Consider the following 25,003-nt stretch of genomic DNA (forward strand, 5'->3'; position numbering starts at 1 on the left):
TCATCCCATCGCACAAACAGGGCACCCCGTGGACGATCATTGGAAATCCAGTTGGAAAATGGCACGCAGCCATGAGGACGTCATGACCGGCATGCGGGCGCTGCTCGCGCTTGGCGTGGGGCTGGGTTACGGGTGGCTGGCGGGTTGGCAGAATGAACTGATGCCGGTGTTGCTGGGCGCCGTGGCCAGTGCGCTGGCGGAGACCGATGACAACTGGCGCGGGCGTCTGCGCGCAACGGTCATTACCTTGATTGCGTTTGTCCTGCTGGCAGCGGCTGTTTCGGTGACCTGGAACCATCCGGTCGGGCTGGCCGCGGTGCTGGCGATCTCGGCATTTGTTCTCACCATGCTCGGCGCCATCAGCGAGCGCTATCGTGCGATCGCTTTTGGTGCGCTGGTGTTTTGCATTTACTGCGCCCTGGCCGCGCATGAGCAGCCAGCACCGATGTGGCAGACCGCGCTGACCATGCTGTCAGGCAGCGTCTGGTTCGGATGTGTGTCGGTGCTGTGGGCGGCGGCCTTTCCGGCGCCACCAGTCAGGTACCGGCTGGCGCAGTTGTATGCGCTGCTGGGCGAGTATCTGCGGCTGAAAGCGAATTTGCTGGAGCCGGTGCGCGGAGCCGACCACGAGCGGCACCGGATGGCGCTGGCCCTGCACAATGGCCGGGTGGTGGAGGCGCTCAACGCCAGCAAGGAATGCCTGTTTTCGCGGATGGCAGAGGGCCAGCAACCGGCATGGCTGCATGCGGCAATGAACCAGTACTTGATTGCGCAGGATGTGCACGAACGTTGCAGCTCGTCCCATGAACATTACGATTTGCTGGCAGAGGCTTTTTTTCATTCGGACGCACTCTATCGCTGCCAGCGGATGCTGATGACGCTGGGCGAGCATTCGCACAAGCTGGCAGCGGCGATACGTCAGCAGAGTGAGGCGCCCGATCAAGGGGAGACGATGCGCTCCCTGGCCGACATGCAAGCGGCGATCAGGCATCTGGAGCGCGCTGCCAGCCCGGGCCGGGCCATGGATGCACTGCGTGCATTGGCCGACAACCTGGCTGCCATCACCGGCGCGCTGGTCCAACTGCAGTTGCCGGCCGAATCCGGCGTCGACCAGAGCTTGTGGGACCGGCATCCGCGCACCCTGCGCGACGCCTGGATGCGGGTGCGCGCACAGATGCATCCCCGGTCTGTTCTTTTACGGCATTCGGTCCGCCTCTCGCTTTCACTGATGGCCGGGTTTACCGTGATGCAGTTGAATGGAGACCCGCATGGATTCTGGATCTTGCTGACCATCGTATTTGTCAGCCAGCTGCGCTATGTCGATACCTTGAGGAAGGGCAGCCAGCGCGTGGTGGGCACGGTGCTCGGGCTGGCGCTGGGCTGGGCGCTGGTCCGCCTGTTTCCCGAGCCCGTGTTCCATTCAATCCTGGTGCTGCTGGCAGGGGCGGTGTTCATGGGCGTGCGCCGCACTTACTACATGATCGCGACGATTGCTGTGACGACGCTGCTATTGTCGAGCTTCCACCAGTTGGGGATGTCACAGGGCGTGATTCCCGCACGCCTGCTCGATACCATCGTCGGCAGTGGCATTGCCTGGGCCGCGGCCTGGCTGTTGTTGCCAGCCTGGCAGGCCCGCCAGTGGCCTGCCCTGGCACGGCAGGCGCTGAGTGCACAGGCGCAGTACCTGAACGAAATCATCAGCCAGTACCAGGGTGGCAAACGCGACCATCTGGCCTACCGGCTGGCGCGGCGTAATGCGCATAACGCCGACGCCGCGCTGTCGAATGCCTATACCGCCATGAGCAAGGAGCCGGCGCGCGCGCGTCGGCACCAGGCTTCGTACGGGCGGTTCCTGCTGCTTTCGCACACCTTGCTCAACTATATTTCCGCCGTCGGCGCCCAGCGTGGCAGCCCCAATGCCAGCAAGACCATGGATGACGCGATCCGCACGGCGGAGCTGGTGCAGCAGCAATTGCTGGCGATCTCGCTCGCGCTGGGAGCCTGGAATCCTGGTGCGGGCGCGGCTGCGGAGGAGCAGGAGCGCCTGGGGGCCGGCATGCAGGCAACGGAGGAGGGCGATCAAGGACAGGGTCAGGGACAGGTCTTGTTGCATCGCCAGTTGAAGCTGGCACTTCGCTTGCTGCCAGAGCTGGAGGCGCAGGTGCGCCTGATTACCGCCGGCCCGAAAAATATTGCCACCATGGCGCGTGCCGCTTAGCTCGGGCACGCCACAAGTGGCACTTCCGGATCTTCGCTATCAAGCTGCGAGATGTTCCTTGAACATCTCGGCAAACTTCCGCGCCGCCGGCGTCCGATAACGGGTCTTGCTCCACACCAGCGCGGCCACCCGGATGGAGGTCGGATGCGTGATCACCACCTTCACCAGTTCATCTTCCTTGATCAAGGTGCGCTCGTTGATGATGGTCGCCACGTTCCCGGCGCGCACGGTATTGAGCAAGGCTTCCACTGAATTTGTCTCCAGCACCAGGTTGCTGCCGATGAAGGGTCCGTATGAAGAGTCGATCAGCCGCCGGGTCATGTAGCTGGTGCTCAGCAGGGCCAGCTTGATGTCTGCCAGCGCAGCAGCGCGTATCGAGCGATGTTGCGCCAGCGGCGAATCGCGGCGCGCAATCAGTACCATGCGTTCGTCGAACAGTCTCTCGGCCACGACATCGGGCGACGTGACCGGGATGATGGAGATGCCGAAATCCAGCCGCGCGTGCGCCAGCCCTTCTTCGATGTTGTGGGCGGTCATTTCGTCCAAGGTCACCTGTACGCCGGGATAGGCTTCGACGAAGCGCGACACCACCGGTGGCAACAGCGCGTTGTTGATGGTCTGGATCACGCCGATGCGCAGCCGGCCGGTGACCACGTTTTCCAGGTCGGACACCGCCGCCATGCCGTTCTCGATTTCCTTCATGGCCCGCTGGGCAAAGCTGGAGAACAGTTCCCCGGCCTGCGTCAGCCGGATGCCGCGCCCGACACGGTCGAACAAGGGTGTCTTCAGTGCCAGTTCGATCTGCTGGATCCGGTGCGACAGCGTCGACTGAGTGACGTTCAGTTGTTCCGCCGCCCGGGTCATGTGCTGGGTCTCGGCGACGGCGAGGAAATAACGTAATTGGCGAATATCCATGATCAATCGAAAATTTCGATGAAACAGGCCAAAAATTACCATTAGTCGGATAGGTTGTCGACCGCTATCCTCCTCACCCATTCCAGAACAAAGCCGCTGTTGCTCAAAAGGCAAGAGTGGCGACAACAATCAAGCCGACACGATGCGGCGCGGTGGAGACGGTTTTCCCGACCCGGAGCCCGAGCGGCACACAATGCCGCCTCGGACGCCCCCAGGGTCCTCCTTCCCCAGCCCGCGCATCCTGTGAACGGGATTGCAAGGCGCCTGACGGCATCAGCCGTCCGATACGAATACACAAGATGAGTGGAGAGCACTGAACATGGCAAAGCAAAGACGCGCAGCAATCGTTGCGCCGGTACGCACGGCAGTTGGAACCTTCGGCGGCACATTGCGTGACGTCCCGGTCGAGATCCTGGCGTCGACCGTGGTCACCGAAACCCTGAAGCGCTCCGGCATCGATCCGGCGCTGGTCGAGGATGTGGTGATGGCCCAGTCCTATGCCAACAGCGAAGTGCCGTGCGTGGGCCGCTGGGCGGCGTTGCAGGCGGGCCTGCCGGTGCACGTGCCCGGCATGCAGCTGGATCGCCGCTGCGGCGGCGGGCTGCAGGCGATCGCTACTGCGGCGATGATGGTGCAAAGCGGCGCGGCCGATGTGGTGATCGCCGGCGGCGTCGAGAGCATGAGCAGCATCGAGTACTACAGCACCGACATGCGCTGGGGCAAGCGGGCCGGATCGGTCACGCTGCATGACCGCCTGGATCGCGGCCGCGAGCGTTCGCAGCCGGAATCGCGCTTCGGCTACATCTCCGGCATGATCGAAACCGCTGAAAACCTGGCGCGGGAATACGGCATCTCGCGGGAAGAGGCCGACGCCTATGCCGCTCGCAGCCATGCGCGCGCTGCCGCCGCCTGGAACGAAGGCCGCTTCGATGCGGAAGTGGTGGCGGTCGACGTGCCGCAGCGGCGCGGCGACCCGCTGCGCTTTGCGCGTGACGAGGGCGTGCGTCCCGATTCGACGGCGCAATCGCTGGCCCGCCTGAAGCCATTGATGCGCGACGGCAGCGTCACTGCCGGCAACGCCAGCCAGCAGAGCGATGCGGCGTCGTCCTGCCTGATCGTGGCGGAAGACCGGCTGGAAGCGCTGGGGCTCACTCCCATGGGTTACCTGGTTGGCTGGACCGCGGTCGGTTGCGAGCCGGCGACCATGGGCATCGGTCCGGTGCCGGCAGTGGAAAAGCTGTTTCGCAAGACCGGCTTGTCCTTCGACCAGATGGACCTGATTGAATTGAACGAAGCGTTCGCCTGCCAGGTGTTGGCAGTGCTCAAGGGCTGGGGCTGGAACGATCACAGCCGCCTGAACGTGAACGGCTCCGGCATCTCGCTTGGCCATCCGATCGGCGCCACCGGCGCGCGCGTGATGACCAGCTTGCTGTACGAGATGCAGCGCCGCGGCGCGCGCTACGGCCTGGAAACCATGTGCGTGGGCGGTGGCCAGGGCGTGGCTGCGATTTTCGAGCGCGCATGATGCAAGGGGACGCCATGCAGCAGAAGCCAGCACTGGAGGCAATGCAGAAATCGGTTCCGGCCGATGGCCGGCTGTGGACCCTGCTGGAGACGCGGGCGCAGGCCGCACCGGATGCGCTTGCCTTCATCGATGGCGAGCAGGGCGTCACCAATACCGGTTTTCATCGTCTTTGCGCGCAGGCTGCGCACTGGCTGCGCGGCCAGGGCATGGGACGCGGCGACATGGTCGCGGTGTGGCTGGTCAATCGGGTCGAGTGGCTTGCGCTGTACTTCGGCGCAGCGCGCGTCGGCGCCACGCTGGTGTCGGTCAATACCCGCTATCGCAGCGAGGAAGTGACCCACATACTCAAGCAGAGCAATGCCCGCATGCTGGTGCTGCAGCCGAGTTTCCGGAAGATTGATTTTGCCGCCATCCTGGACGGCATGGACGGTGCGGCATTGCCGGCGCTGGAAAAGCTGGCCGTGCTCGATCGCGATCCGGGTACGCCGGCCCAATTGCTGGGTCGTCCCGTGGTTGCGCTGGAGCTGGAGTCCGAACTTGCCGATGCCGGCACTGATGATGGCGATCCAGACGCTCCGGGCATCCTGTTCACCACCTCCGGCACGACCAAGGGCCCGAAGCTGGTCATGCATCCGCAGCGCACCATCACTGGCCATGCCTGGCGCTGTGCGTGGGCGGTCGGCCTGGACCAGCCTGGTGCAGCCATGCTGACGATGCTGCCGTTTTGCGGCGTATTCGGGCTCAATGGCGCGCTGGCGGCCTTCGCTGGTGGCGCACCGGTGGTATTGCTTGACACCTTCGACGGCGCCACTGCCGCGGACTTGCTGAACCGCCACAAGGTCACCCACACTTTTGGCAGCGACGAGATGTATCGCCGCATGGCCGACCTGACACCCGGCAAACGTCCGTTCCCGCATGCGCGCTTCTTTGGTTTTGGCGCCTTCACCTCCGCTTTCGACGAATACGCCCTTGCGGCGTGGCAGCGTGGCATTCCGCTGATCGGGCTGTATGGCTCCAGCGAGGTGCTGGCCTTGTGGTCGGCACAAGCGATGCATCTTCCGGTGGAGCAGCGCATACAGGGCGGCGGGGTTCCGGTGGCCGGTGCCGAGGCATCGATCCGGATTCGCGACATCGAGACCGGCGCCTTGTTGCCGGCCGGTCAGTCGGGCGAGATCGAGTTGAAGGGACCGACCAATTTCCTCGGTTATTACAACAATCCCGAGGCCACCAGCGAAGCATTGCTGGATGACGGATTTTTCCGCACCGGCGATCTGGGTCACCTGCGCGAAGACGGCAGCCTGGTGTACGAGACGCGCATGGGCGACGTGATCCGCCTCGGCGGCTTCCTGGTCAATCCAGTTGAAATCGAGGAAGTGCTGAAACGATTCCCCGGCGTCGCCGATGCCCAGGTGGTGGCGATCGACATCGGGGGCCAGTTGCGCCCGGTGGCTTTCGTGATCGCCGCTGCCGGCCAGTCGCTGGCGGAAGCGGCGCTGGTGGCTGCCGCGCGCGAGCAGATGGCGGCCTTCAAGGTGCCTGCGCGCGTCTGGTTCGTCGACAGCTATCCGGTGACGCAAAGTTCCAATGGCATGAAGACCCAGCGCAACAAGCTGCGCGACATGGCGCGGGAGCGGCTGGCGCAGGGCTGAACGGCCACTGAACAAAATTTGCACCAAAAGAACTGACAGAGAAAGCAAAAAGCGATGTCGCAAACCTACTATTTTGAAGACTTCGAAACCGGCCAGGTATTCGAGAGCGCCGGCCGCACCATCACCGAGACCGACCTGACCATGTTCTCGATGTTGTCCGGCGACTGGAATCCGATCCATGCCGACGCCGAGTTCGCGAAGGGAACGCGTTTTGGCGAGCGGGTGGTGCACGGCGCGCTGGGTATCGCACTGGCGACGGGAATGATGCATCAGTTGGGCGTATTCGAAAAATCCGCGGTGGCGATGATGTCGCTGCAGGAATGGAAATTCGTCGCGCCCATCCTGGTCGGCCAGACCCTGCACCTGCGGATGGAAATTCTTGGCAAGGAAGCCGGCACCAGCGCGCGCGTGGGCAAGCTCGGCCGCCGGTTGCAGATGATTGCCCAGGACGGCACGGTCATCCAGGACGGCCTGACCGATGTACTGGTCCTGAAGCGCAGCGGACTGCCGGCCTGAGCGGCGGCGAAACATCTTCACCGATCACAAACACCATAAGGGCAATGCCCAATTAAAGGAGCAGCATGAAACATCTCGCCATCACCATTGCAGCGGCAGCAGCCGTACTCACCAGCAGCGCCGCCCAAGCCCAGGCGGATGCCTATCCGAACAAGCCGGTTTCGATCGTCGTGCCCTATGCCGCTGGCGGTCCGGTGGACAGCTTCATGCGCGCGGTCGGCCCCAAGCTGTCCGAGGCGCTCAAGCAGCCGGTGCTGATCGTCAACAAGCCGGGGGCCAATGAAATCATCGCCGCCGAATTCGTCGCCAGGTCCGCGCCGGACGGCTACACGCTGTTTGCCGGCACCGAGTCGGCTTACACGATGAACCCGCATCTGTACAAGAAGCTGCCGTACAACCCCCAGACCGATTTCGCCCCGATCTCGCGCCTGGTCAGCATTCCGCTGGTGTTCTTCGTGCCCAAGTCCTCGCCCGCTAACACCCTGAAGGAGTTCATCGCCGTCGGCAAAAAGGCAGCCGCGGCCGGCAAGCCGATGACCTATGGTTCCTCGGGAGCCGGTGGCATTGCCCACTTGCCCATGGCCATGTTCGAAAAGCAGGAAAACGTGAAGATGATGCACGTCGCCTACAAGGGTGCAGCACCGTTGATTCCGGACGTGATGGCAGGCCATATCGACGCCGCCACGCTGGCTGTGTCCGTGATCGAGCAGCATGTGAAGACCGGCAGCCTGAAGGCATTGGCCGTTTCTTCCGAGCAGCGCAGCGCCGCTTTGCCGGATGTGCCGACCTTCAAGGAACTGGGCGTGGCGGACATCAACGCCGTGTTCAATATTGCCCTGACGGCACCTGCCGCAACGCCGCCCGCTATCGTCAACCGCATCGCAGCCGAAGTACGCAAGATCGTGAACGCGCCTGACTTCAAGAAAAGGAACGTCGAGCCGTTCTCGTTTGTCGCAGTCGGTTCGACACCGGCCGAACTCAAGACATGGGTCGAACGTGACTACAAGATCCAGGCCGAGCGCGTGAAGGCATCGGGCGCATCGCTCGATTAAGCGATCCAGACGCGATCAAGTATCCAGGAATCCAGCTCCACTACACACATCAAAGAGCGTCAACATGACTGAAGCCAGTCGCGCGGGTGGCTCGCTGCCCGCCCACATTCCCCCGGCATTGCGCCGGCTGTCCCTGCCGGTGATTGCTTCGCCGATGTTTACCGTCAGCTATCCGGAACTGGTGCTGGCGCAGTGCAAGGCCGGCATTGTCGGTTCCTTCCCTGCGCTCAATGCACGCCAGCCCGAGCTGCTGGACGAGTGGCTGGGCCAGATGAAGGAGGAACTGCAGGGCTACCAGCGCGACAACCCGGAAGCAATCGTCGGGCCGATCGCAGTCAACCAGATCGCGCACACCTCCAATGTCCGTCTGGAGCAGGACGTCGCCACCTGCATACGCCACAAGGTGCCGGTCTTCATCACCTCGCTGCGCGCGCCGGTGAAGGAAATCGTGGACGAGGTGCATGCCTACGGCGGCATCATCCTGCATGACGTGATCAACTTGCGGCATGCGATGAAGGCGCTGGAGGCTGGTGTGGATGGGCTGATCCTGGTGGCGGCTGGCGCCGGCGGTCATGCCGGTACGCTGTCGCCAATGGCGCTGGTGGGCGAAGTGCGCAAGCATTTCAAGGGACTGGTGGCCCTGTCGGGGTCGATTGCGACCGGCGATGCGATCCTGGCAGCGCAGGCCATGGGGGCGGACTTTGCCTACATGGGCACCCGCTTCATCGCCAGTGCCGAAGCCAATGCCTCGGACGAATACAAGCAGTCGCTGTTGCGCGCGGGCGCGTCGGACATCGTCTACAGCAACCTGTTCTCTGGCGTGCACGGCAATTACGTGCGGGAGAGCATAGAACGGATGGGGCTGGATGCCGACAACCTGCCGGTTGGCGAAAAGAGCAAAATGAGCTTTGCCGATGGCCGCTCGAAGGCCAAGGCATGGAAGGACATATGGGGCGCGGGGCAGGGCGTGGGCGTGATCCATGACCTGCCGACCACGGCCGACATCGTCGCCCGGCTGAGGCAGGAATATGCCGATGCGCGCGCACGAATCGCTGCGCTGCCCTGGTGATACTGGGCGGGGTTGGCAGTTTCCGGATTGAACAGATAACAGGAGCAAGGCAATGAGTGGATTGATGGATGGCAAGGTAGCGGTCGTAACGGGTGCGGGCGGCGGAATCGGGCGCGAGGTGGCGCTGGCGCTGGCCGCGGCGGGGGCCAAAGTGGTCGTCAACGACATCGGCGTATCGCTGACCGGTGAGGGCGGCGATGCCGGCCCGGCGCAGCGTGTGGTCGAGCAGATCCGCGCCAGTGGCGGCCAGGCAGTGGCCAACACCGACAGCGTGTCGACCTGGAACGGCGCGCAGGCCATCGTGAAATCGGCGATCGACACCTTCGGCCGCATCGATGCAGTGGTCAATAACGCCGGCAACCTGCGCGACCGCTTCTTCTTCAAGATGAATGAAGAGGAATGGCGCGCGGTGATCGAGGTGCATCTGAACGGCAGCTTCTTCGTCAGCCGTGCGGCCGCGCCGTATTTTCGCGAGCAGGAAAGCGGCGCCTTCGTCCACATGACCTCGACTTCCGGCCTGATCGGCAACTTCGGGCAGGCGAATTATGCTGCCGCCAAGCTGGGCGTGGTCGCGCTGTCGAAATCGATCGCGCTCGACATGGAGCGCTTCCATGTCCGCTCCAACTGCATCGCGCCGTTTGCCTGGAGCCGCATGACCAGTTCGATCCCGCCGCAAACGCCGGAAGAAGAGGCGCGCGTTGCCAAGCTGCAGAAGATGGAAGCATCCAAGGTCGCGCCGATGGCCGTGTTCCTGTGCAGCGACGCCGCACGCGAAGTCAATGCGCAGATCTTTGCAGTACGGGCCAACGAGATCATGTTGATGAGCCAGCCGCGTCCTATACGTTCGGTGCACCAGAGCGAGGGCTGGACGCCGGAGGCGATTGCTGAGATTGCGGTGCCGTCGATGCGCAAGTATTTCTATCCGCTGGAACGCTCGCCTGACGTGATTGACTGGGATCCGATCTGATTGTCGGCAATTCCGGAATTCCGGAATTCAAAATTTCAAGCATCAGGAACTGAAGGATTCAAGAGGCCCCAAATGCAGACCAGTCTCATTGTCGAGCGCGTACAGGCGCGCATCTTGGATATGCCCACTATCCGGCCCCACAAACTCTCGTTCGGCACCATACAGCGGCAGAGCCCGGTCATCGTGCAGGTCTGGCTGGCCAATGGCGCAACCGGCTTCGGCGAGGCGGCCACCATCGGCGGCCCGTCCTGGAACGAGGAGTCGCCCGAGAGCATCCATCATGCGGTGACCGGATACCTGGGGCCAGCCGTCACCGGGCAGGAAGCCGGACGGCTGGAAGCCTTGCTGGCGCGCATGAACATGGCTTGCCGGGGCAACTGGTTCGCCAAGAGCGCGGTCGAGATGGCCCTGATCGACGCGGTCGCGCGCAGCAACAACATGCCGGCCTGGCAACTGCTGGGCGGCAAGCAGCGCGAGAGCATGCCTTTGGCGTGGACCCTGGCCAGCGGTGACCTGGAGCGCGACATTGCGGAGGCGCAAAAGCTGCTGGAGGCACGCCGCCACCGCATGTTCAAGATAAAGATCGGCGCCCGTGCACCGGCGGACGACGTCGCCCATGTCAGTGCGATCGCGCGTGCGCTGGGTGGCAAGGCAACCCTCACGGTCGATGTCAACCAGGCATGGGATGGCAACACTGCCCGCCGCTGGTTGCCGGAAATGACTGCCGCCGGCGTCTACCTAGTCGAGCAGCCGGTGGCGCAGTGGAACGTGGAAGCCATGCGCGATCTTGCAGCATCTCGCGAGAATGGCCTGATCATGGCCGACGAGACGGTCTGCTTGCCGCAGGATGCAATGCGGCTGGCGCGCAGCGAGGCCTGCCATGTTTTTTCCTTGAAGGTGGCCAAGCATGGCGGACTGCTGCGCACGAAGAAGGTGGCGGCGATTGCCGAGGCCGCCGACATCGGCTGGTACGGCGGCACCATGCTGGAGACCTCGCTTGGCAGCGCGGCTTCGGCCCATGTTTTCTCGACCTTGCCGGATGGGGGTTATGGCTGCGAACTGCTCGGTCCGCAGTTACTGGTGGACGACATCGTGCAGAAGCAGATGGAGGTTCGTGACTTCGAACTTCACATTCCGGATGGCCCCGGTTATGGCGTCGAAATCGACCTGGAGAAGCTGGAGCGTTTCGACCGCAGCAACGCCGGCCGCGGGACCGTTGTCGTCGACCTGGGTGCCCGCTGACCCGGATTCAGGACACGTAATATCGAACAAGTAATACCGTACAAGTAATACCGTACAAGTAAAACAGGCAAGACCGACCTCAAGGAGATCAAGATGCTTTACCTGGTTCGCATGGATGTGAATATTCCCGCCGACATGCCTGAGGCGCTCGCTGCCGACATCAAGGCACGCGAGAAGGCATATGCGCAGGACCTGCAGCGTAGCGGACAGTGGCGTGACCTGTGGCGGGTGGTCGGCGAATACGCCAACTACAGCGTGTTCGACGTCGAGTCCAATGACGCGCTGCATCAACTGTTGTCAGGGCTGCCCTTGTTCCCCTACATGAAGATTCAAGTCACCCCGCTGGCGCAGCATCCGTCAGCAATCTGAGACGCAACAAAGCGCAATTATTCCAATCGGAGGAAACATGAAATTACTGAAAATCGCGGCGGCACTGACAGTGTCAACTCTTGCCTGGCTTCAGGCCATGCCAGCCCATGCGCAGGAATGGCCAAGCAAGCCGGTCCGCTGGATCGTGCCTTTCCCGCCAGGCGGCGGCGTCGATGCGACCTCGCGCGCGCTTGGCGAGAAGGCCAGCAAGATCCTGGGTGTGCCATTCGTGATCGAGAACAAGCCGGGTGCGGGCGGCAACATCGGCACCGAACTGGCGGCCAGGGCGCCGGGCGACGGCTACACGATCATGATCACCTCGATCGGTATGGCCGCCAACAAGTTCCTGTACAAGAAGCTGTCCTATGACCCGGTGAAGGATTTCACGCCGGTCAGCCTGCTGGTGGTGGTGCCCAACGTGCTGGTCACCAACCAGACCCAGCCGAACGTGAAGTCGGTCACTGACGTGATTGCCACTGCCAGGGCCAATCCCGGCAAGCTGACGTTTGCCTCCGCCGGAACCGGCACCTCGATTCACCTGGCCGGCGAAATGTTTACCTCGCTGGCGAAGGTCGACATGGTGCACGTACCCTACAAGGGCAGCGGCCCTGCAGTGACCGATCTGATCGGCGGGCAGGTCAACTACATGTTCGACAGCATCACCTCGGCCAAGCCGCATATCGACGCCGGCAGGTTGCGCGCGCTGGGCGTGACCACGGCCAAGCGTTCGTCGACCCTGCCGAACGTGCCGACCATTGCCGAGGCAGGACTGCCGGGCTACGACGTTTCGCCGTGGTTCGCGGTCTTCATGCCGTCGGCAACGCCAAAGGCCATCATCAACAAGATGAATGCGGCGCTGCTGGAAGCAATGAAAGACCCCGATGTCCAGAAAAAATTCGCCGCCATGGGCGCTGAGCCGGTAGGCTCGTCGCCGGAAGCGATGACTGCCCATCTGCATGCGGAAATAGCACGTTGGGGCAAGCTGATCACTGATCACAAGATCGCGCCCCAGTAAGCCTGCACAAGCTGCCCAGGCATTAAAAGCAACAGCAGCAAAAGCAAAAGCAAAAACAAAAGCAAAAGCTCCGCAAGGGGCTTTTGCTTTTTGTGCATCTGGCATGCCGTGCGTGGCCTGGCCGGCAAAAGTAGTCCACAGGCGGAGTGGATAATCATGTGGACAAGTCCAATTCGGGTGTTGCAAGTGCTTGATTTTCAAGGCCGGAATACAGATTGATGAAAATCAACGCATGTGTCCGGGTGGGCAGGGCCCAGTGCAGGGAACGTCACCATCCATTGCGCGAAGTCAATAGGGCGAGGTCTGCAGAACGTAGACTTTTGCACTTCTTTCAGATATCCCCGGAACCCGTTCGATGAATCCCACGATGATTAAGCCTGAAGAGCAACTTGAAGCCTTGGCACGCGCCGTCAGTTACGACCTGAACAAGTTTCGCGAACGCCGCCTTGCGGACCGTCGATTTCATTCGCGCGCGACGGCCGACCGCCGGCTTGGTCCCGAAGAGTCGGATAGCGAACAAGTGTCTACACCACCGGACGAGCCGGGGCAGGACCGCTAGGTGACATCTCTTTAGTGTCGCCTCTTTGCGACCCGAGTGTTGCGCGCGATCTCCGCACAGTGGACACAAAAAATTCCTGCCAGTAATATTCCCCATGAGACTCGCCATTTGGCGAGTTGTCGGAAAGACCACTGGATCAGAGAATGCTTCTTCGGAAATTTGTCGCAGCCATATTATTCGTAACCGGCCTTACCCAGGCCGCCGCCCAGGACCTGGTCCTGGCCATCAATGAAGGCGTTACTTACCAGGACGGCGGATCGACGCAGGAACGTTATCGGCCCTTGCTGGATTTGCTTTCGCGTGAATTGAAGCGGACGGTCAGGGTGGTTTCGGTCGACAAGTATGCGGAGTTCGAGAAAGGCTTGGGCGAGGAGCGTTACGATCTTGCCTTCATCCATCCGGCACACGTCGGGCTCAAAGCCGTCAAGAGCGGCAAGTACTTCGGACTGGCGACCGCCAAGGGTTTTACGGACTACCGGGCGCGCGTGCTGGTGAGCGGCAATTCGCCGCTGAAGTCCATCGAGGATTTGCGTGGTAAAAAAATCGGCGTGCCGAGCATGGAGTCGATCACGACCGTCATGTTCACCGCAGCGCTTCGAGACCTGAAGTTCGATCATCCGGAAAAAGCGTTTACGGCCACTCGTTATCAGGATGCAGTTCCATTCATGGTCGAAAATAAATTTGTCGATGCCGGCGTTACCGGCTCCGGCGCGGTGGCGAAGGCCTGGGTCAGCAAGGGCGGGAAAGTGATTGCCGAAGCCAAGCCGGTCGCGATCAAGCAGTTCCTCGCTTCGCGCAAGCTGGCCGATGCCGACCGTGCCCGGGTGCAGGCCCTGATGCTGGGGCTGTCGGGTAGCGACGCTGGCCGCGCCGCGCTTGGCAAGATCAACATGAGCGGCTTCGTGCCGTGGGACACCGCAGTCATGAACGAAGCCACAGCGCGGCTGGCGCTGTAGTTCTTCCTTGCAGGGCGAAGCTTGACGGTGGCTTTTCCTGGCAGGGTCTTCATCAGCCTGATGGAGGCGAGAATGGATGGAGCAAGAGCCAGGATCCCGACCGCAGACGTGTCGCCGGACACGATTGTGCAGTTCATCAAGCGCCATACCATCGGCCCGCTGGATCGCATGGACCAGCGTATCGAGATGGCGGAAAAAATGATCAGCCAGATGTCTGACATCCAGCGGGTGAAATACAATATCCGCATAGCCAAGGCGGCATTCCTGATCGCCAGCGATATCGTGGAAGAAGGCTGAGCGAAAGTATGTCCATTGATGTGCCTGAGCGTCCCGACACGCCTTGTGTCGCGGTGTGTTCGACTACGTTCGACGAAATCTGCCGCGGCTGCGGCCGCTCGGTACTCGAAGTGGCCAACTGGGTGTTCATGACAGCAGCCGAAAAAAATAACGTCTGGGAACGCATCACTGCCGAGGGCTACCCGCGCAGGAAGGGTTGAGCGCAAGGCAGTTGCGGCTCAGTCCCCGGCGAGCACTGGTATCGCCACTCTCACCGCGACCCCGAGTCCGGGTTTGCTGTCCAGGCTCATCGCTCCGCCGAGCATGCGCACCCGTTCCTCGATTCCCTGCAGGCCGAATGAGTGGCGCCGCCTTTTCTTTGCTTCCGGCAGTCCGGTGCCATTGTCGGCCACCACCATGCTCAGCTGCGGACCGGCGCGTCCCAGGCGCACCCATACCGCACTGGCCCGCGCATGTCGCAGTATGTTGGTAAGTGACTCCTGCAGGATCCTGAACAGTGCCGTCGCTGCATGTTCATCCAGCCCCTGGTCGAAATTGTCGGCGTCGACGATCAACTCGCAAACCATGCCGCTGCGGCGGCGGAATTCCTCCAGCTGCCACTCGATCGCTGCCTGCAGGCCGAGGTCCAGCACCGGCGGACGCAGGTCGTTGATGATGGAGCGCACGCTCTTGATGGTGGTGTCGATATGGTTCAGCGCGTACTTGGCCTTCTGGCTGATGCGCGGATGACTGGTGGCGGTGCGCTGATATAGCAGCGACGCATCGATGCGCAGCGCAAGCAGGTTCTGCCCGAGCTCGTCATGGATCTCGCGTGCGATCCGCTTGCGCTCCTCCTCCTTGATTTTTTCCTGGTGCGAGGCGAGTTGCTGCAACAAGTGCTTGGACCTGACCAGTTCCTCGGTCTGCAGTTCCAGCTTGCGTCGCATGTAGTACGTCTCGATGAACACGTGAACCTTGGCGCACAGCACTTCCGGCACGATGGGGGAAAAGACATAGTCGACTGCACCCATCGTGTAGCCGCGGAAGCGGTCGGAATCGGTACTGGCTTCGGCCGTGATGAAGATCACTGGCGTGTGCGCCGAGCGCGGGCGGCCGTGTATCAGGGTGGCGGTTTCAAAACCATCGATCATCGGCATTCTGACGTCGAGCAGGATCAGCGCGAAGTCCCGCTTCAGCAGCAGCCGCAGGGCATCGCGTCCGCACGTGGCGGTGGTGATATCGAGCCCCAGTTGCGAAACCATGGCAATCACCGCCTGCAGCTTGCCATGATTGTCGTCGACGATCAGTACCGGCGCTGGAATACCGTCGGGTGACGTCGGCGCAGGCCGCTGGCGCATTTCACGCAGAATCGGAACTTCGATCAATTCCATGCCATCAATCCCTCGTTGCGATGCCGGATCCCCGGCGCCCCGGCCCGGAGATGTTTCCTTCATTTGGCGCTGCGGGCGCCTCAACGGTAGAGCCAGACCCGGATCATGGCCAGCAACTGGTCCGTGTCGACCGGCTTGCTGACGTAATCGGATGCGCCGGCTTCGATGCACTTCTCGCGGTCGCCGGTCATGGCTTTCGCGGTCAGCGCAATGATCGGCAATTCCTCGAACTCCGGGACCCGGCGTATGCGTTGCATGGTTTCGTAGCCGTCCATCTCCGGCATCATGATGTCCATCAGGACCAGTTCGATGCCTGGCTCCTCATGCAGCAGGGCGATGGCTTCGCGTCCGGTTTCGGCGGTGACGACCTCCATCTTGTGATGCTCCAGCACGCTGACCAGCGCGAAGATGTTGCGGACATCGTCGTCGACGATCAGGACCTTGTGCCCCTCCACGCTGGTGGCCCCCTCGTACAGGCTGTCGATAAGCTTGCGCTGCGGCTGGGGCAGGTGGTCGACCTGGCGATGCAGGAACAGCGTGGTCTCGTCCATCAGCCGCTCCGGCGACCGGGCTTGCCGCACCAGGGCATCGTCGATCAGGACGCGCACGGGATCGGGCAGCTGGCGGCCGCGCTCCGGGTCGCCGTACAGCACGACCGGCGATCCGGCCGATTTCCCGCCTTGCAGCGAGTCGAGCAAGGCTATTCCGCACTCCTCGCTGTACTTGCGGTCGATGACAACACAGTCGAAACGCTTGCGGCGGGATGCGGCGATCGCATCGCGCGCATTGGCGCATGCCTTCAGGCGAACATCCCTGTTGGCCAGCAGCGCGGTGATGCCTGCACGCCGCTCGTCGTCGCCGCACAGGAGCAGCAGGTATTTCTGCTTGCGCAAAGCGAAGCTCACGGCGCTCCCGATCGCCTGCTGCAGGACTTCCGGCGTGCCAGGCTTCAGCAGGTGCCCGAACGCGCCGCTGCGGCGGCTGCGCAGCGGATCGAATTCCACAGACACGATCTGGACCGGAATGTGGCGCAGCAGCGGGTCACGTTTGAAGCGCTCCAGCAGTGACCAGCCATCGATGTCGGGAAGGTGCAGGTCGAGAGTGATCGTGGTCGGCCGATAGACCTCGACCATCGGCAGGGCATCGCCGCCGCGCGTGGCGACAACGCCCTGCATGCCGCTGTCGCGCGCCGCTTTCAGCAGCACGCTGGCAAAGCGGGCATCGTTTTCGATGATCATCACCAGTGGCTGGCCGGGCTGCAGGTCGTTGCGGTCGTCCTGCACATGTTCAGCGGGGGCTGGCACCACCCGTCGCAGCAGCGGCGGCCGGGACTCGACCTGCTGGCCGTACTGGTCGCTCATGGTGTCTATCATGTTCTGGTTGCAGCGCAAGGGAACGAACAGCGTAAAGGTGCTGCCGCCGCCCGGCTTGCTGCGCAGCAGCCGCAGCTCGCCGCCCAGCAGGCGCGCAAGCTCGCGGCTGATCGACAGCCCCAGTCCGGTGCCGCCATATTTGCGGGAGGTGCCGGTGTCGGCCTGCTGGAATGCTTCGAAAATCAGCTTCTGCTTGTCAGGCGCAACGCCGATCCCGGTATCGGTGACGGCGAAGGAGATCACCGAATCTGCATTGTTCAGGTTGTCGTGGTCTACGCTCCAGCCGGATTGCGCGGGTTCGATCATGAGAGTGACACCGCCGCGTTCGGTGAACTTGAAGGCATTCGAGAGCAGGTTTTTCAGCACCTGCAGCAGGCGTTTTTCATCGGTGGTGATGGTGCGTGGCAGGGACGGCGACAGCTCGATGTGAAGTGCCAGGGCATGCCTGTCAGCGAGTGGCCGGAATGTGCGCTCCATCTGGTTGTGGACGTCGTCGAACAGCACGTCGTCAAAGTCCAGCGTGACAGTGCCGGATTCGATCTTCGACAGGTCGAGGATTTCGTTGATCAGCCCGAGCAGGTCACGGCCAGAGCCCTGGATGGTGCGGGCGTAGTCAACCTGTCTTGGCGTCAGGTTTTTTTCGAGGTTGTCGGACAACTGTTGTGCGAGGATCAGCAGGCTGTTGAGCGGCGTGCGCAGTTCGTGCGACATGCTGGAAAGGAATTCCGACTTGTATTTCGATGTCAGCATCAGCTGCTCGGCCTTTTCCTCCAGCGACAACTTGGTGATCTCGACCTCGCGGTTCTTGTGCTCGACCTCTGCCTTCTGTTCCTCGAGCAGTGCGGCCTTGTCTTCCAGTTCCTCGTTGGTCTGGCGCAGCTCTTCCTGCTGCATCTGCAGTTCCTGCGCCAGCGACTGCGACTGCTTCAGCAGCTCCTCGGTGCGCATGTTGGCTTCTATCGTGTTGAGCACGATGCCGATTGATTCGGCCAGCTGGTCGAGGAATGTTTCGTGTATCCGGCTGTACAGCGAAAATGACGCCATCTCGATCACGGCCTTGACGCGGTTTTCGAAAAGGATAGGCAGGACGATGATGTTCAGCGGCTTGGCATAGCCCAGCCCGGAACAGATCGGGACATAGTCGCCGGGCACATTGGTCAGCAGCAGACGTCTTTTGTCGTAGGCGCATTGGCCGACCAGTCCTTCACCGATACGCCACTCGGCCTGGGCTTGCTGGCTATAGGCATAGGCGGAGAGCAGCTTGAGACGTGGATTGTCGTACTGCGTCTCGTCCATGATGTAAAACAGCCCGTGATGCGCATTGATCAGCGGCGCCACCCCGGACAGAACCATCTTCGACACTGCGGACAGGTCGCGCTGGCCCTGCAGCAGCCGGGTAAACCTGGCGAGGTTGCTCTTGAGCCAGTCCTGGTCCGCATTCTGGCGCGTGGTCTCGCGCAGGTTGCGGATCATCTCGTTGACGTTGTCCTTGAGTTGTGCCACCTCACCCCGGGCGCCGACCTGTACGTTGCGGGTCAGGTCGCCCTTGGTCACCGCAGTCGCCACTTCGGCGATTGCGCGCACCTGGTTGGTCAGGTTGGCTGCCAGTCCGTTGACATTGCCGATCAGGTCTTTCCATGTTCCGGCGGCGCCCGGGACATGGGCCTGGCCGCCGAGTTTGCCCTCGACCCCGACCTCCCGCGCGACCGAGCTGACCTGGTCGGCGAAGTCCGCCAGCGTATCGGTCATCTCGTTGATGGTGTCTGCCAGTTCGGCGATCTCGCCCTTGGCCTCGACCGTGAGTTTCTTCTTCAGGTCGCCCTTTGCCACGGCGGTCACCACCCGCGCAATGCCGCGCACCTGGTTGGTCAGGTTGGCGGCCATGAAATTGACGTTATCCGTCAGGTCTTTCCAGGTGCCGGAAACGCCGGTCACCACGGCCTGGCCGCCGAGCTTGCCCTCGGTGCCCACTTCGCGCGCCACCCGCGTCACTTCCGCGGCGAAGGAGTTGAGCTGGTCGACCATGCGGTTGACGGTGCTCTTCAATTCCAGGATCTCGCCCTTGACGTCGACCGTCACCTTCCTGCCGAGGTCGCCGTGCGCGACTGCCGTCGTCACCTGGGCGATGTTGCGCACCTGGTCGGTCAGGTTGGATGCCATCATGTTGACCGAATCGGTCAGGTCCGCCCATGTGCCGGCGACACCCGGCACGAAGGCCTGGCCGCCGAGCTTGCCCTCGATGCCGACTTCGCGCGCCACCCGTGTCACCTCGGCCGCGAACGAGCGCAGCTGGTCGACCATGGTGTTGATGGTTTCCTTGAGCTGCGCGAATTCGCCGCGCACGTCGACAGTGATCTTGCGTGACAGGTTGCCGTTGGCCACCGCGATCGTGACTTCCGCGATGTTGCGCATCTGGGTCGTCAGGTTGGCGGCCATTCCGTTCACCGATTCAGTCAGGTCGCGCCAGGTGCCCGACACGCCGGCGACTTCCGCCTGCCCCCCCAGTTTGCCGTCGGTTCCCACCTCGCGCGCGACGCGGGTCACTTCTGCGCTGAAGCTGGACAACTGGTCGACCATCGTGTTGATGGTGTTTTTCAGTTCCCGGATTTCTCCATTCGCTTCGACTGTGATTTTCTTGGTCAGGTCGCCGTTCGCGACCGCCGTGGTCACATAGGCTATGTTGCGCATCTGGCGGGTCAGGTTGGCCGCCATGCCGTTGACAGAATCGGTCAGGTCGCGCCAGGTGCCGGATAGGCCGCTCACCTGGGCCTGGCCGCCCAGCATGCCTTCGGTTCCCACCTCGCGGGCGACCCGCGTCACTTCCGAGGTAAAGGAGCCGAGCCGCAGCACCATGGTGTTGACGATTTCAGCGGAACGCTGGAACTGCCCCTTGAGCCGCAGGCCGTCGATTTCCATCGGCACCTGCTGCGACAAGTCGCCATCTGCCACCGCGGCGATCACGTGGATCATCTCGTTCATGGGCGTGACCAGGTCGCTGACTACCGAGTTGGTCGACTCGACCAGCTTTTCCCAGTCTCCGCGCATCGCCGGCAATTCAATCCGCTCGTTGACCCGACCCTGCTTGCCTGCCAGGCGCGCCACCCGGTCGAATTCGGTGACCGTTCCACTGGCCATGATGATGATCTCGTTGACCGTGTCCGATATCTTGCCGGCCAGGCCGGTCAGATCGTCTGGCATGCGAACGGAGAAGTCGCCGTTCCGATATGCGCGCAGTGTAGCGAGCAACTGCTGGAGGTCGAGTTCTTCTCCTGATGGCGCCACAGTGGACGCCAGGACCTGATCCATGAACGAAACTCCCTTGTTTTGTCAGCATGGTGCGGGCTGTTTTATGCTCTTTTTCAGGAAGGGGCGTGTCGCGGCTACACCCACGCAGGATCCTGGAAGGCACCACCCGTAGCGGACCTTTGATTGAGCAAAATATAGCACCAATGGCTGGCTTGATAACGCCCGTCAACAGCCGGCGGAGGCGGAAAAATTGCCGATGAAACCAGGCATTGATAAATATCAAACCGGGGAGTCTCGCTGAATTGCGCATTCTGTTCCCGGCTTGCAACGCAACATGAAGCACTGAGCGTGCGCACACGCTGCTGTCTGGCGTGGCCGGGAGTGATCAAAGATTGATGGTCGGGATTGACGGTAGACTGTTATCAGAAGTGCAGCGGCCTTCGATTATCGAAAAGGATCCCATGCAGGAGCAGGAGCAGGAGCAACGTCGACGGCACCACCGGATTCGAGCGATTGCCACCGGGCTGCTGGTGGCAATGGCAATGCTCTTTCTTGTCGCGCATCTGTTGCGCGGCCGCTATCCGTGGCTGGTTCATGTCGGTGCCTTCGCGGAAGCAGCAATGGTTGGCGCCTTGGCTGACTGGTTCGCCGTGACCGCGCTGTTCCGGCATCCGCTTGGCTTGCCGATACCGCATACCGCCATCATCGCGCGCAACAAGGATCGGATCGGCGCCAGCGTGGCGAATTTCCTGGAATACAACTTCATGACGCGCGAGGTGTTGTTCGAGGAATTGAAGCCCATCGACTTCGCTGGGGCGGCGGCAAGCTGGCTGGCCGTAGAGGCTAACAGTCGGACAGTAGCCGCCGAACTGGTGGCTGGATTACCGTCAGTGATCCGGATGGTGGAAGACGAGGATGTTGCCAGGCTCATCCAGTCGGCAACTGGCAGCGCGCTGGCGCGGGTCAGGCTGGCGCCGGTAGTTGCCGAGGTGGCAAGTGTGCTGATCGCGGATCAACGGCATCTTCTCCTGTTCGACCGCATCCTGACCATGGCGGCCAATGTGCTCGAGAATAATCGCGGTTTCATCCGCGAGAAAATCCACGAAAAGAGCCCGCGCTGGTTGCCGCGCATGGTGGATGAAAAGTTGTTCGAGAAGCTGCTGGCTGCGATCCACGAGACGATAGCCGGGATGCGGGAGGAGGGCAGCCCGTGGCGCGCACAGTTCCAGCAGGCGGCGCAGGAACTGATAGCGCGGCTGAAAGACGATCCGGAGTACGAGGAACGCATCAAGCGTGCGCTGTCCGGGGTAGTGCACCATCCGCTTTTCCTCAGTTACAGCGAGCAATTCTGGCAACTGGTGCGGCAGCGCCTGATGGAACAAGCCGAATCGCCGGACTCGCCGCTGGCGGGGGCCATCGAGCGCGGCCTGCGGGCGCTGGCCGAGGGCCTGCGCGACGACCCGGCGGTGCAGGCCCGGCTCAACGACTGGCTGCGCAGCTTCATCGCCGACGCGGTGGCGGCACGTCGCCATGCAATTGCCGGCCTGGTACGGCGGGTGATCGAAAAGTGGGATGCGGACACCATCGCTGAGAAGTTCGAACTGTATGTCGGGCGCGACCTGCAATATATTCGCATCAACGGCACCGTGGTTGGCGGCCTGGTCGGGCTTGGCCTGCATTTCCTTACGCTGGCGCTCTAGCAGCGTGCCCGATGGCAGTGTGCTTGACAGCGCCGGCAGCACTCACCATAGTGCCGTCCTGTACACCCGGCCGCTGCGGCACGCGGCGGCCAGCATTCACGAACGCCAGAGAACATCATGAGCAGTGACAAGCCAGAGATCCTCATCGTCGAGGACGAGCCAGCGATCGTCCAGTTGGTCGAATACGCGCTGCAGGCAGCAGGATGGAGCACGCGGGTTGCGGGCGATGTCAAATCGGCATGGGACTGCCTACGCGAGCGGGTGCCGCAACTGGTGCTGCTCGACTGGATGTTGCCGGACGAGCCTGGCCTGCGGTTGCTGACCCGGATTCGGGCCGAAGCGCGGCTGGCGGACCTGCCGGTGATCATGCTGACGGCGAAGAGCACAGAGCAGGACAAGATCGCGGGCCTGGACGGCGGCGCCGATGATTACGTCACCAAACCTTTCTCGCCGCGTGAACTGGTGTCGCGCATGCGCGCGGTCCTGCGCCGCCGCCTGCCCGAACATGGCGAGTCGGTGCTGGGCAACGGGCCGCTCGCGCTGGATCCGAATACAGGCACCGTGACCGTGCATGGCCAGCCGGTCGAAATCGGGCAGTCCGAGTACCGCCTGCTGAAATACCTGCTGGCGCATCCCGGACGGGTCCACACCCGTTCCCATTTGCTGGATCGGGTCTGGGGCGACCATGTCGCCATCGAGGAGCGCACCGTCGATGTCCATGTGCTGCGCCTGCGCAAGGCGCTGGGCGACGCCGAGACGCTGATCAAGACGGTGCGCGGCATGGGCTACATGCTGGGTTCCTAGCTGCAGCCCTCCAGCAGCTTTGCCGCCTCCCTGAGTTCCTGGGCGCGCTGCTCGTCGGTCAGGAAGCTGCGTTCGCCGTTCCGGTCGACCCGCGCCACGCGGGCACCCGATTCCAGGTTGCGCTTGTAGCTGGCGGCCCGTTCGCAGTTCTTTGCTTTCTCCTGCGCCAGCCGCTCCTGTTCGCCCGCCTTCTTGTCTTTCGCCGCCTGTTCGGCACGGCGCTTGTTGAAGTCGGCATTCCGGTCAGATAACGAGGGCGCGGGCTTGTTGCCTGCCGGCGCGGCGGATGCGGCCGGGCTGGCGCCACCCGCACTGGCGGCGGTTCCTGCGGCAGGCTCGGCAGGCTGGACCGCCGCAGCGGCCGGCCCGTTCCTGGCGGGTTTCAGAATCCGGTTGGCCGGCACCGACGGCGGCGGCGGCCGATCCGAGTATTGCTTGACACCTTTTTCATCCATCCACACGTACTGGCCCCAGGCCACGCCACAGCATGCCGCGGCGCCGAGCAGCGCAATCCCTTTTTTAACCCATCCCTTGCTGCGCGGCTGCATGCCACTCTCCCTCTGTTGGTATCGAATGATGGATTTCGCCATGCTTTGCCGTCGCCGTCAATGCGAGCCGTAGCTTGACTGCCGGTGCGGGACTTGAGTGATGTATTTCTGTATAATTCGGTTTTGCGCCTACAGGAAACGCCATGCGTCTACTCCAGAAAGCACTCACGTTCGATGATGTGCTGCTCGTGCCGGCTTACTCGGCCATCCTTCCCAAGGATACTTCGCTCAATACCCGCCTGACCCGCAATATCGCCTTGTCCATTCCGCTGGTTTCTGCCGCGATGGATACGGTTACCGAGGCGCGCCTTGCCATCGCCATGGCACAGGAAGGCGGTATCGGCATCATCCACAAGAACATGAATGCGCGCGAGCAGGCGCGGGAAGTCTCCAAGGTAAAACGTTTTGAAGCCGGCGTCGTGCGCGATCCGATCACGGTCCCCGGCGACATGAAGATCCGGGATGTGATCGCCCTGACCCAGCAGCACGGCATCAGCGGTTTTCCGGTGGTCGAAGGCAAGAAAGTAATCGGCATCATCACCAACCGCGACCTGCGCTTCGAGGAGGAACTCGACGCTCCGGTGCGTGCCAAGATGACGCCGCGCGAGAAACTGGTGTACGTGAAGGAGGGCGCCGACCCTGCCGAAGCCAAACGCCTGATGAACAAGCACCGGCTGGAGCGTGTCATCGTCGTCAATGACGAGTTCGAACTGCGCGGCCTGATCACCGTCAAGGATATCCAGAAGTCGACCGAGCACCCGTCCGCATCCAAGGATGAACACGGCAAGCTGCGCGTCGGCGCTGCCGTCGGGGTCGGCCCCGAGAACGAGGAACGCATCGACCTGCTGGTAAAAGCCGGCGTCGACGTGATCGTTGTCGACACTGCCCACGGGCATTCGCGCGGCGTTCTCGAGCGCGTCAAATGGGTCAAGCAGAATTATCCGCATGTCGACATCATCGGCGGCAATGTCGCCACCGCAGCCGCCGCGCGGGCGCTGGTCGAGCATGGCGCCGACGGCGTCAAGGTTGGCATCGGCCCCGGATCGATCTGCACCACGCGTATCGTGGCAGGCGTTGGCGTGCCGCAGATCACCGCGATCTCCAACGTGTCGGAGGCGCTGGCCGGCACCGGCGTGCCCTGCATCGCCGACGGCGGCGTGCGTTTTTCGGGCGACGTGTCGAAGGCGCTCGCTGCCGGCGCATCCACCGTCATGATGGGCAGCATGTTTGCCGGTACCGAGGAAGCGCCCGGCGAAGTGATCCTGTTCCAGGGACGCAGCTACAAGTCGTATCGCGGCATGGGCAGCCTGGGCGCAATGGCCGATGGTTCGGCCGACCGCTACTTCCAGGACCCGTCCAACAACGCCGACAAGCTGGTGCCCGAGGGCATTGAAGGACGCGTGGCGTACAAGGGCAGCGTGCTGGCCATCATTTACCAGCTGGTAGGCGGCGTGCGTTCTTCCATGGGCTATTGCGGTTGTGCGAGCATCGACGAATTGCGCGAGAAAGCCGAATTCGTGGAAATCACCTCGGCCGGCATGCGCGAGTCGCATGTGCATGATGTCCAGATTACCAAGGAAGCCCCCAACTACCGGGCGGAGTGAACCACCTCC

The 25,003-nt window shown here is 62.4% G+C and carries 21 protein-coding genes; 17 read left to right on the plus strand and 4 right to left on the minus strand.

The window, feature by feature from the left end; all coding sequences use genetic code 11:
* The first annotated feature begins 58 nt into the window (after window positions 1-58).
* Window positions 59-2,218, plus strand: a complete 2,160-nt coding sequence (gene yccS / locus FVE66_RS06375; protein WP_241673056.1) for a YccS family putative transporter — start codon at window positions 59-61, stop codon at window positions 2,216-2,218.
* Window positions 2,219-2,257: 39 nt separating this feature from the next.
* Here the strand turns inward: yccS and FVE66_RS06380 are convergent, their stop codons facing one another.
* On the minus strand, window positions 2,258-3,133 hold the full coding sequence (locus FVE66_RS06380; RefSeq protein ID WP_161993204.1) for a LysR substrate-binding domain-containing protein: 876 nt from the start codon (window positions 3,131-3,133) through the stop codon (window positions 2,258-2,260).
* A gap of 319 nt (window positions 3,134-3,452) precedes the next feature.
* Between FVE66_RS06380 and FVE66_RS06385 the strand changes: the two genes are divergently transcribed.
* The 13 genes from FVE66_RS06385 to FVE66_RS06445 all read left to right on the plus strand — a co-directional run bounded on the left by FVE66_RS06385 (window position 3,453) and on the right by FVE66_RS06445 (window position 14,549).
* Entirely contained in the window at window positions 3,453-4,658 is a 1,206-nt protein-coding gene (locus FVE66_RS06385) for an acetyl-CoA C-acetyltransferase (RefSeq protein ID WP_151446583.1), read from the plus strand.
* Between the two features lie 14 nt (window positions 4,659-4,672).
* The gene (locus FVE66_RS06390; RefSeq protein ID WP_241673057.1) at window positions 4,673-6,307 is read left to right on the plus strand and encodes an AMP-binding protein; all 1,635 of its coding nucleotides are present in this window, start codon (window positions 4,673-4,675) and stop codon (window positions 6,305-6,307) included.
* 54 nt (window positions 6,308-6,361) lie between these two features.
* Window positions 6,362-6,823, plus strand: coding sequence for a MaoC family dehydratase (locus FVE66_RS06395; protein WP_151446584.1), 462 nt, complete (start codon window positions 6,362-6,364; stop codon window positions 6,821-6,823).
* A 65-nt stretch (window positions 6,824-6,888) separates the two neighbouring features.
* On the plus strand, window positions 6,889-7,875 hold the full coding sequence (locus FVE66_RS06400) for a Bug family tripartite tricarboxylate transporter substrate binding protein (protein ID WP_151446585.1): 987 nt from the start codon (window positions 6,889-6,891) through the stop codon (window positions 7,873-7,875).
* A gap of 64 nt (window positions 7,876-7,939) precedes the next feature.
* Entirely contained in the window at window positions 7,940-8,944 is a 1,005-nt protein-coding gene (locus tag FVE66_RS06405; RefSeq protein WP_421829219.1) for an NAD(P)H-dependent flavin oxidoreductase, read from the plus strand.
* 52 nt (window positions 8,945-8,996) lie between these two features.
* Window positions 8,997-9,911: an SDR family NAD(P)-dependent oxidoreductase gene (locus FVE66_RS06410; protein ID WP_151446586.1), complete on the plus strand. Its 915-nt coding sequence runs from the start codon at window positions 8,997-8,999 to the stop codon at window positions 9,909-9,911.
* Between the two features lie 72 nt (window positions 9,912-9,983).
* A complete protein-coding gene (locus FVE66_RS06415) occupies window positions 9,984-11,153 on the plus strand; it encodes a muconate cycloisomerase family protein (RefSeq protein ID WP_151446587.1) in 1,170 nt (389 codons plus the stop codon).
* 93 nt (window positions 11,154-11,246) lie between these two features.
* Window positions 11,247-11,522: a muconolactone Delta-isomerase gene (gene catC / locus FVE66_RS06420; RefSeq protein WP_151446588.1), complete on the plus strand. Its 276-nt coding sequence runs from the start codon at window positions 11,247-11,249 to the stop codon at window positions 11,520-11,522.
* Between the two features lie 37 nt (window positions 11,523-11,559).
* On the plus strand, window positions 11,560-12,537 hold the full coding sequence (locus FVE66_RS06425) for a Bug family tripartite tricarboxylate transporter substrate binding protein (RefSeq protein WP_151446589.1): 978 nt from the start codon (window positions 11,560-11,562) through the stop codon (window positions 12,535-12,537).
* A gap of 367 nt (window positions 12,538-12,904) precedes the next feature.
* Complete coding sequence (locus FVE66_RS06430) at window positions 12,905-13,096, plus strand: hypothetical protein (protein WP_151446590.1); 192 nt, start codon at window positions 12,905-12,907, stop codon at window positions 13,094-13,096.
* A 143-nt stretch (window positions 13,097-13,239) separates the two neighbouring features.
* A complete protein-coding gene (locus tag FVE66_RS06435; RefSeq protein WP_151446591.1) occupies window positions 13,240-14,052 on the plus strand; it encodes a phosphate/phosphite/phosphonate ABC transporter substrate-binding protein in 813 nt (270 codons plus the stop codon).
* Between the two features lie 72 nt (window positions 14,053-14,124).
* Window positions 14,125-14,349, plus strand: a complete 225-nt coding sequence (locus FVE66_RS06440; RefSeq protein WP_151446592.1) for a hypothetical protein — start codon at window positions 14,125-14,127, stop codon at window positions 14,347-14,349.
* Between the two features lie 8 nt (window positions 14,350-14,357).
* Complete coding sequence (locus tag FVE66_RS06445; RefSeq protein ID WP_151446593.1) at window positions 14,358-14,549, plus strand: DUF1289 domain-containing protein; 192 nt, start codon at window positions 14,358-14,360, stop codon at window positions 14,547-14,549.
* 18 nt (window positions 14,550-14,567) lie between these two features.
* Here the strand turns inward: FVE66_RS06445 and FVE66_RS06450 are convergent, their stop codons facing one another.
* Both FVE66_RS06450 and FVE66_RS06455 read right to left on the minus strand, forming a co-directional pair.
* A complete protein-coding gene (locus FVE66_RS06450; RefSeq protein WP_151446594.1) occupies window positions 14,568-15,719 on the minus strand; it encodes an ATP-binding response regulator in 1,152 nt (383 codons plus the stop codon).
* A gap of 80 nt (window positions 15,720-15,799) precedes the next feature.
* Window positions 15,800-20,398 (minus strand): HAMP domain-containing protein, encoded by a 4,599-nt coding sequence (locus tag FVE66_RS06455; RefSeq protein WP_151446595.1) that lies wholly within the window; start codon window positions 20,396-20,398, stop codon window positions 15,800-15,802.
* 401 nt (window positions 20,399-20,799) lie between these two features.
* Between FVE66_RS06455 and FVE66_RS06460 the strand changes: the two genes are divergently transcribed.
* Together FVE66_RS06460 and FVE66_RS06465 are read left to right on the plus strand one after the other, a co-directional pair.
* Window positions 20,800-22,038, plus strand: coding sequence for a DUF445 domain-containing protein (locus FVE66_RS06460; protein WP_151446596.1), 1,239 nt, complete (start codon window positions 20,800-20,802; stop codon window positions 22,036-22,038).
* A gap of 117 nt (window positions 22,039-22,155) precedes the next feature.
* Window positions 22,156-22,842, plus strand: coding sequence for a response regulator (locus FVE66_RS06465; RefSeq protein ID WP_151446597.1), 687 nt, complete (start codon window positions 22,156-22,158; stop codon window positions 22,840-22,842).
* Here FVE66_RS06465 and FVE66_RS06470 read toward each other — a convergent pair.
* Window positions 22,839-23,390: a DUF4124 domain-containing protein gene (locus FVE66_RS06470; protein ID WP_151446598.1), complete on the minus strand. Its 552-nt coding sequence runs from the start codon at window positions 23,388-23,390 to the stop codon at window positions 22,839-22,841. The two genes, FVE66_RS06465 and FVE66_RS06470, sit on opposite strands and share 4 nt — an antisense overlap.
* A gap of 143 nt (window positions 23,391-23,533) precedes the next feature.
* Between FVE66_RS06470 and guaB the strand changes: the two genes are divergently transcribed.
* Complete coding sequence (guaB, locus tag FVE66_RS06475; RefSeq protein WP_151446599.1) at window positions 23,534-24,994, plus strand: IMP dehydrogenase; 1,461 nt, start codon at window positions 23,534-23,536, stop codon at window positions 24,992-24,994.
* The last annotated feature ends 9 nt before the right edge of the window (window positions 24,995-25,003 follow it).

It is taken from the genome of Lacisediminimonas profundi (genome assembly GCF_008831265.1).
GTDB classification, from domain to species: domain Bacteria; phylum Pseudomonadota; class Gammaproteobacteria; order Burkholderiales; family Burkholderiaceae_D; genus Lacisediminimonas; species Lacisediminimonas profundi.

Bases quoted from the DNA above. Each gene is read 5' to 3' on its own strand.
- FVE66_RS06430 (WP_151446590.1), top strand. From the start codon at position 12,905: ATGATTAAGCCTGAAGAGCAACTTGAAGCCTTGGCACGCGCCGTCAGT.
- FVE66_RS06460 (WP_151446596.1), top strand. From the start codon at position 20,800: ATGCAGGAGCAGGAGCAGGAGCAACGTCGACGGCACCACCGGATTCGA.
- FVE66_RS06405 (WP_421829219.1), top strand. From the start codon at position 7,940: ATGACTGAAGCCAGTCGCGCGGGTGGCTCGCTGCCCGCCCACATTCCC.
- FVE66_RS06440 (WP_151446592.1), top strand. From the start codon at position 14,125: ATGGATGGAGCAAGAGCCAGGATCCCGACCGCAGACGTGTCGCCGGAC.
- FVE66_RS06380 (WP_161993204.1), bottom strand. From the start codon at position 3,133: ATGGATATTCGCCAATTACGTTATTTCCTCGCCGTCGCCGAGACCCAG.
- FVE66_RS06425 (WP_151446589.1), top strand. From the start codon at position 11,560: ATGAAATTACTGAAAATCGCGGCGGCACTGACAGTGTCAACTCTTGCC.
- FVE66_RS06385 (WP_151446583.1), top strand. From the start codon at position 3,453: ATGGCAAAGCAAAGACGCGCAGCAATCGTTGCGCCGGTACGCACGGCA.
- FVE66_RS06450 (WP_151446594.1), bottom strand. From the start codon at position 15,719: ATGGAATTGATCGAAGTTCCGATTCTGCGTGAAATGCGCCAGCGGCCT.
- FVE66_RS06400 (WP_151446585.1), top strand. From the start codon at position 6,889: ATGAAACATCTCGCCATCACCATTGCAGCGGCAGCAGCCGTACTCACC.
- FVE66_RS06410 (WP_151446586.1), top strand. From the start codon at position 8,997: ATGAGTGGATTGATGGATGGCAAGGTAGCGGTCGTAACGGGTGCGGGC.
- guaB (WP_151446599.1), top strand. From the start codon at position 23,534: ATGCGTCTACTCCAGAAAGCACTCACGTTCGATGATGTGCTGCTCGTG.
- FVE66_RS06465 (WP_151446597.1), top strand. From the start codon at position 22,156: ATGAGCAGTGACAAGCCAGAGATCCTCATCGTCGAGGACGAGCCAGCG.
- yccS (WP_241673056.1), top strand. From the start codon at position 59: ATGGCACGCAGCCATGAGGACGTCATGACCGGCATGCGGGCGCTGCTC.
- FVE66_RS06435 (WP_151446591.1), top strand. From the start codon at position 13,240: ATGCTTCTTCGGAAATTTGTCGCAGCCATATTATTCGTAACCGGCCTT.
- FVE66_RS06470 (WP_151446598.1), bottom strand. From the start codon at position 23,390: ATGCAGCCGCGCAGCAAGGGATGGGTTAAAAAAGGGATTGCGCTGCTC.
- catC (WP_151446588.1), top strand. From the start codon at position 11,247: ATGCTTTACCTGGTTCGCATGGATGTGAATATTCCCGCCGACATGCCT.
- FVE66_RS06395 (WP_151446584.1), top strand. From the start codon at position 6,362: ATGTCGCAAACCTACTATTTTGAAGACTTCGAAACCGGCCAGGTATTC.
- FVE66_RS06445 (WP_151446593.1), top strand. From the start codon at position 14,358: ATGTCCATTGATGTGCCTGAGCGTCCCGACACGCCTTGTGTCGCGGTG.
- FVE66_RS06455 (WP_151446595.1), bottom strand. From the start codon at position 20,398: ATGGATCAGGTCCTGGCGTCCACTGTGGCGCCATCAGGAGAAGAACTC.
- FVE66_RS06415 (WP_151446587.1), top strand. From the start codon at position 9,984: ATGCAGACCAGTCTCATTGTCGAGCGCGTACAGGCGCGCATCTTGGAT.
- FVE66_RS06390 (WP_241673057.1), top strand. From the start codon at position 4,673: ATGCAGCAGAAGCCAGCACTGGAGGCAATGCAGAAATCGGTTCCGGCC.